The 2,700-nt window shown below is 64.7% G+C and carries 1 protein-coding gene; it reads right to left on the reverse strand.

The features are described from left to right. Positions 1-364 precede the first annotated feature (364 nt). Entirely contained in the window at positions 365-2,026 is a 1,662-nt protein-coding gene (locus D2K64_RS23220; protein ID WP_120010767.1) for a DUF4214 domain-containing protein, read from the reverse strand. Between the last annotated feature and the right edge of the window lie 674 nt (positions 2,027-2,700).

The following is a 2,700-nucleotide window of genomic DNA, read 5'->3' on the forward strand; positions in this document are numbered from 1 at the left end:
CGAAGAGCAGTCTTGTCGTCGGTCATCGCGGTCGGCTCCAGGCCAGGATTGCAGGTCTCAGCAACCCAACCCTACCGGGAACCACCGTGGTGACCGCCACTTCAAAGGCGGTCAGGTCCTACACCACGTCCAGGAACGCGACCGAGGTAAAAACACGAACGAGGCCAAAGAGCTGTATGGGTTCTCTGCCTAGCTTGGAACGATGGTCGCCCAGGGACTAGATCGATGCAGGGAGTTCGGACAACGTGACGACGGCGGCGCGGTACACCTCCGTGGAAGCCCGCCCGGCTTACCCAACCGGGCGGCGATGCGATGCGATGAGCGCCTCTTCGGCGCCTCCTGCTTTCCGATCCTGCAGGTCGGTTCAGGCGAAGGTGATGCCACCCTCCGTTACACCGTTGCTGAGGATCAGGAACTCGGTGCTGTGGCTGACACCAGCCACCATCTCGCCCCGCGTCATGCCCTGCGCCAGGTGGTTCAGCCAGAACGCCTGTCCCGCCGGATCCACCCCGCGGCCCAGGGCGTTCTGGTAGACCGCGGCAACGAATTCAGCATCGCCGGCACCTGGGTAGCGCATGCTGAATTCGGCGCTTCGTGCGAACTCGTTGGCGATCTCAGTCATGTCGGTGCCATGCACCGCCTGCTCCTTCCAGTTGCGCAGCCCGGAGGCGTCCGGCGCGCGGCCGAGCACCGCCACGTAAAGCCGAGCAATCTCCGCGGCTTGGTCATCGGCGTCCCACAGGCCCCTCGACAACAAGGGATAGGTCAGGCTGCGGCTTTCGGCGCTCTCGCTGAAGCCGGTCAGCAGCTCGGCGCGGCCCAGGCCGGCGGCGATCTGGGCCTGCCACGCCTCCAGGCCAGCGACATCCGGCGCCCGGCCCAGCCCCTGCTGATAAGCGCGGATAACGAAGATCGAATCATCAGGCTGGCCGAAGCGGGCCTGGAACTCGTCGCTGCCGAGAAAGCCCTCTGCCAGCTTGGACAACGGCGTGCCGTTCAGCAGCAGGTTGGTCCAGTTCTCGCGCCCGACGCTGTCGGGCAGCCGGCCCAGTGCCGTCTGGTACAGCCGCGTGATCTGCGCCACCGGATCGTTCTCGTCGAACACCAGCCGGCCGTCGCCGAAGGCGATCACCTCGATGCCGTTGAAGTTGTGCTCCTCACCGGGCGCGCTGAGGGTGCCGGATGCCGTGTTCCGGGCGCTCGAGCCGGCTTCATATCCGAGCCTGAAGCCGCTGAGCGTCGCTTGGCTGCGGAAGGCATCCACGGCCATCACGTCGGCGCCGCTGCCGCCTGAGATGGTGTTGACGCCGGATCCGCCGTAGATCACGTCGTTGCCGCTGCCCCCGCGCAGAACATCGTCGCCGCCATAGCCGACGATCAGGTCGCGCATCCCGGTGCCGGTGATGGTCTGGGCCGTATCATTGCCGTCATGGCGAATGGCGCCCAGGCCCGTGTCCCAGCTCCAGCGTGTGTGAAAGGCGTCCTCCGCCTGCTGCGTACCGTATGTGTATTGAATGGCCTCCACATCGGCCGGCCGAAGGCCTGCCACGTTCCCGTTATCCATGTCATGCATGGCCATCGCGCTCTCCGACCACTGCTCGGAATCGACGTCCTTGAGCCCCAAGGCATAGCCGATGGTCAGCAGCAGGATCTCGTAAGCCTCACTGCCCGGCGCCATGGCATCGTCCCCGTAGACCGAGTTGATGCTGATGTCGCCTTCTGGCGAACCGGCCTCGAATGACTGCCAACCCATATCCGCGAGTCGGATCCGGATACCCACACTGCCCTTCTCGGCGATGTCCGGAACTTCGATGAAGTGGACCCCGGAGACGCTGGCCCAGGCGTGCAGCGCGGTCCGGACCGAGTCCTGCTGCGGCGCCGTGAGCGAGATGGGAGGCGTATCCTCCCACCAGCTGAACGCGGCACTGCTGGTGGCGAAGCTATAGGTTACGACAACTGGCTGCCGGCTGCCATTGTTCAGGGTGTAGGCACTTTCGCGCAGCAGGGACTGCGCCATTGCGGACATCGCCAAGGCGGAGGTTCCTCAAGAAATGGAATACCGTCCGCATGGATGCACAGGCATGTTTCTCAACTGTTAGTTAATATGCTGCAGTGTGTTGTCAATAATGGTCTCTCCTGCCTTTCAGGAAGCGCCTGATCGAGGCAGCCGGCGGGGGAAAGCGATGAGCTCACTTGGCGAATGGGCGTATGCGGCTCTTGCCGCCACCTGAAGCACGATCCTCTTTCACCTGCCTCGATGCCGTTGCGCCAGAACGAGCGCCGGCAGCCCGGAGCATCACTTGGCCGCCTCTCCCTTCCCCCTCCTCCTGAAGGCCGCGTGTGGTGGATGGCGCGCCGCGGCGGCGCGCATAGAGGCGCGTGAGCGGTGCAGCGGTGGACCATGATGGAGGCGATTACCAGGATGGTTGCCGCGTGCCAGACGAGTGGATCGTCGACATGCCCGCACGCGAGGACCGCATCGTAGATCGCCGTCACCCCGATCGGCCTGAACCAGCCGAGATCGGCAGCATCGCAGGCATCCGGCCACCGGTGCAGGCCCGGGAGGGTGCGGCGACCATCGGCGGGCGACGCAGGAGGACCAGGACCGCGAATGCGAACAACAGCTAGTGTCCTGATCGCGAAATTCCCAAGATCATGGGAATGGTGGTAGGAGGCAGCGATGGGCAAACCTGCGGTGTC

The sequence above is a fragment of the Teichococcus vastitatis genome (assembly GCF_003604215.1).
GTDB classification, from domain to species: domain Bacteria; phylum Pseudomonadota; class Alphaproteobacteria; order Acetobacterales; family Acetobacteraceae; genus Pseudoroseomonas; species Pseudoroseomonas vastitatis.

Excerpts from the sequence above, each read along its gene's own strand:
- D2K64_RS23220 (WP_120010767.1), bottom strand. The coding sequence starts at position 2,026 with ATGTCCGCAATGGCGCAGTCCCTGCTGCGCGAAAGTGCCTACACCCTG.